Annotated in this window: 4 protein-coding genes; 1 reads left to right on the plus strand and 3 read right to left on the minus strand. The window is 35.3% G+C overall.

Going from position 1 to position 3,971, the window contains the following annotated elements; genetic code table 11:
• Positions 1-38: 38 nt before the first annotated feature.
• Genes HX049_RS18190 through HX049_RS18200 form a run of 3 tightly spaced genes read right to left on the minus strand, consistent with a single transcriptional unit; the run spans position 39 to position 2,023 of the window.
• Positions 39-638 carry a hypothetical protein gene (locus HX049_RS18190; RefSeq protein ID WP_286417785.1) on the minus strand — a complete coding sequence of 200 codons (600 nt, stop codon included), beginning with the start codon at positions 636-638 and terminating at the stop codon, positions 39-41.
• Positions 626-1,417: a phosphatidate cytidylyltransferase gene (locus HX049_RS18195; RefSeq protein ID WP_286417787.1), complete on the minus strand. Its 792-nt coding sequence runs from the start codon at positions 1,415-1,417 to the stop codon at positions 626-628. Before HX049_RS18195 ends, HX049_RS18190 begins: the two co-directional genes overlap by 13 nt.
• Positions 1,418-2,023, minus strand: a complete 606-nt coding sequence (locus tag HX049_RS18200) for a CDP-alcohol phosphatidyltransferase family protein (protein ID WP_286417789.1) — start codon at positions 2,021-2,023, stop codon at positions 1,418-1,420.
• Positions 2,024-2,403: 380 nt separating this feature from the next.
• On the opposite strand from HX049_RS18200, the gene HX049_RS18205 reads away from it, so the two are divergent.
• Positions 2,404-3,879, plus strand: coding sequence for a DASS family sodium-coupled anion symporter (locus HX049_RS18205; protein WP_286417791.1), 1,476 nt, complete (start codon positions 2,404-2,406; stop codon positions 3,877-3,879).
• Positions 3,880-3,971 lie beyond the last annotated feature (92 nt).

Consider the following 3,971-nt stretch of genomic DNA (forward strand, 5'->3'; position numbering starts at 1 on the left):
TATCAAGATTATTACTCTCTAAAAATGGACACAACCCTTTAAATATCAATTGCTTTAGTTTTTTGTCGTGTACTTAGGTCAAATTTATATTGATCAATATATTGGTGTAGTGAATCAAGAGGAACATTAGCAGTAGGAATAAGTATTTTCTTAAAGGCTTTTTCACCTTTTCTCTTTTTGTTTACTCGATCAGGTGTATATAATATCTCAGAACCAAGGGTAATGACTTCAGGTGCATCAGTATGTGTAGTTAGTAGAGAAGGGAACTTCTCATCTAGGTTTTGAGGCTGATCAACAAAATACTTACTAAACAGATCTAATAGATAGGGAGCATTCTCTTTTTTCTTACTGTGCTTGATACAGTAGTACGGAAGGCGGTCTAGTCTCGTCTGATTAGTCAAAAAGGTATTCATGGCAGCAGTCAGAAATTCGTCTGATGCTAAATATCCTTTAATAGCTTCAGGTGTATTAAAGGTGCGTATAATCGATGTAGAGATAGTCGCTCCACACGTTGAGATAATCAAGTCAGGTCGAATATTGTGTTCGACCATTGCGACATACATACCACAGTACATCACAAAGCGACTTCCGCCACCAGAGAACACCGCTACGCGATTATAAGGTTTTATTTGATCCATAACATGACAATATAAAATAGGGGAGTGGTGTATAATAAACTATCTACACGGTCTAGTAGTCCTCCATGTCCAGGAAGGAGTGTACCTGTGTCTTTAACATTTGCTTTTCGTTTGACTAAGGAGAAGGTTAGATCTCCTAAAAAACCTAAAACACTCAATGCCATCGCCAGTAGAATAGTTTTTAGCGTAATGGCTTCTCCAAATAGTAAATAGTACATCAGGTTAAATATACCTGTAGTCATCACAATACCACCTATAACGCCTTCTAGTGTTTTATTTGGGCTGATATGAGGTGTTATCTTAGTTTTGCCGAATAGCTTGCCAGTCATATATTGACTCACATCATTTAACTCCATTGGTACAACTAATAGAATGAGATATTTATAACCTTCTTTTGCTAATCCGATATAGAATAATATCGCACTAGATAGAAGGTAAAAGGTCATGACAGCTAAGAATAAAGAATGAGTTTTGTACTTTAGGTATATACCAGCAGAAACAATCATGCTTAAGCCAAGTATAGTAAGTAAACTCTCTTCAATACTTAATAGTAATAAACAAATAGTGATAATCAAGGTAGTCAATACAGTAACTCCTAATTTTAGGGATCCAATAGGAATGGCGAAAGTAAATAATTCTAGTTGTCCCCAGTAGATTAGGAACATAATAAAGATTAATAAACTCAAGGGATGTAGTAGTGCTAAGCCAAATACTATAACGATATAACACCATGTTCTAACGCGTAGGGGGACATCTGCAAATTTTCCTTCCTTTGTCATCTATTGTGCGTTTTTAAGTGCTTTACGGCATCTTGTGATTGTGCTTAATAGTAATAGTAAATTGATAACGATAAAGATATATAAAGATGCTCCGCTAAGATTAACACCTAAGAATAGGAGTAATCCATAGATCCCCAATACTAATGCTCTATCGCTTTTACCCATAGGGCCATCATACCTTCTCTCTCCACCTAATATTTTTCCCATTAGCCCTGCGAATTCATTGATAATACTCAAGCCTATAAATAAAACAATCAAATAGGTACTCTCAGGTTGGAACTTTAATAAGGGAATAAATAAGAAAAAGTCAGACAGAACATCACCTACCTCGTTGAGTAGTTCACCTTTCTTAGAAGTCTGATTATACAATCTAGCCATCATACCATCTAGTGCATTTAGTGCCATGCGGAACAGTAGACCTATTGGCAAACACAAAAAGAAGAAATGGTAACTATCTGCATACCAAAATAAGATAGCTAATACAAACGAAAAGAGAATAGCAAATACAGTAATCTGGTTAGCCGTTATTCTCTTTTGATGTAATGCATGGAGAATAGGCATTAGCGATTTCTGAAAATAGGGCTTTATTTTATATACGGATATCATAGTTTACGATTTTATTAATAAAGGATTAACGGAATTATAATATTAAAAAACGTTAATGATTGTGGTTTTTTAATTATTTTATAGTATTAAGGTTGTGGTTAATTTGGTTTTTGTAGTTAAAAATTGATTGAAAACTAAAAATATTATACAATAAAGTGTTATCTTTAATAGTGAAAAATAGAAATAACAAACATACTATTATAACAGTTAAGTGTGCTTATTTGTTATAAAAAAACTAAAAAAATATTGTAGAAAATGTGTGTTTGGCATTTTTATTGATTTTAGATTATAAATAAAAGTAGTGAAAAATATCCCTTTTATACCAAGATTGTATTTACTCATTTGGGGATTATAGCTTACTACAGAAATCAATTACTCGTATGGCAAGTAAATTAGAACCTATTAAACCCGTACCAGCGTTAATCGCGGTCGCTATCACATTAATTATTTGGTTTGTTATCCCTGTTCCAGAAGGTGTTAGTCCTAATGCGTGGCAGTTGTTAGCATTATTTGTTGGAACTATCGCAGCTATTATTGGAAAGGCGTTACCTATTGGAGCAGTGTCTATTGTAGCGATAGCATTAGTAGCCATAACAGGTGTAACTAATCCAGGGAATTCTAAGGCAGCTTTAGCAGATGCTTTAAGTGGTTTTTCAAATGATTTAATCTGGCTTATTGGAGTAGCGGTGATGATCTCTATAAGTTTAAAGAAAACAGGCTTAGGTGCAAGAATAGGGTATTTCCTTATTTCGTTGTTTGGTAAAAGAACACTAGGGATTGCGTATGCACTGTCTTTTGCAGAAACAATATTAGCTCCTGTAACACCAAGTAATACCGCAAGGGGAGGAGGAATTATACACCCTATTATGCGTTCTATCGCAGTGAGCTTTGGTTCTAAACCAGAGAAAGGGTCTGCTGAAAAGATAGGGCGTTATTTAGCATTAGTGAATTATAATGCAAACCCTATTACTTCAGCGATGTTTATTACGGCTACAGCTCCTAATCCATTAATTGTTAGTTTGGTTTTAGCAGGTACTACTGCAGGAATCACTATAACATGGGGAATGTGGGCACTAGCAGCTTTAGTACCAGGGCTTGTAGCTTTAATCGTGATGCCTTTAGTGATTTATATGATCTATCCACCAGAGATAAAGAAAACTCCTGATGCTCCAATATTTGCTAAAAAACAATTAGATGAGTTAGGACCTATTTCTTTACCTGAATATATCACAATGGGAGTGTTTACAATTTTGTTATTGTTATGGGCAGGAGTTCCGGCAATGATCTTTGGAGATACTTTTGCTGTTCAACCGACAGCTGCGGCTTTCTTAGGATTGGGAATTCTTATTGTCACAGGAGTATTAACTTGGGAAGATATATTAAAAAACACGGGGGCTTGGGATACGATAGTATGGTTTGCAGCCTTAGTGATGATGGCAGGTTTCTTAGGTAAACTAGGTTTGGTAGGATGGTTAGCTACAACAGTAGGAAAAGGTATTGCAGGATTAGGATTATCGTGGATACCAGCTACGCTTATACTACTTCTAGTATATGTATATTCTCACTATTTCTTTGCGAGTACTACAGCGCATATTACAGCGATGTTTGCAGCCTTTTTTGCCGCAGGTATAGCTCTTGGAGCACCTGAGATGTTATGGGCATTGGTACTAGGTTTCTCATCATCTATAATGATGTCACTTACACATTATGGTACAGGTACAGCCCCGATTATTTTCGGAACAGGGTATACAACATTAGGAGAATGGTGGAAAGTAGGTTTTGTAACTAGTGTGGTTAATCTAATTATATTTATTCTAGTAGGAGGACTATGGTGGAAAGCACTAGGGTATTGGTAAGAGAATAAGATTTATATAGTCGAACCTTAAAAAGTCATTTTAAACTTTAGATTGCAAAATAGTAAGTTGGTTATTGTATAAAACGCTTCTGT

Source organism: Myroides odoratimimus (assembly GCF_030326305.1).
GTDB lineage: Bacteria > Bacteroidota > Bacteroidia > Flavobacteriales > Flavobacteriaceae > Flavobacterium > Flavobacterium odoratimimum_A.

What these genes read in the sequence shown, in the direction of transcription:
- HX049_RS18190 (WP_286417785.1), bottom strand. Translation starts at nt 638, where the DNA reads ATGGATCAAATAAAACCTTATAATCGCGTAGCGGTGTTCTCTGGTGGC.
- HX049_RS18195 (WP_286417787.1), bottom strand. Translation starts at nt 1,417, where the DNA reads ATGACAAAGGAAGGAAAATTTGCAGATGTCCCCCTACGCGTTAGAACA.
- HX049_RS18200 (WP_286417789.1), bottom strand. Translation starts at nt 2,023, where the DNA reads ATGATATCCGTATATAAAATAAAGCCCTATTTTCAGAAATCGCTAATG.
- HX049_RS18205 (WP_286417791.1), top strand. Translation starts at nt 2,404, where the DNA reads ATGGCAAGTAAATTAGAACCTATTAAACCCGTACCAGCGTTAATCGCG.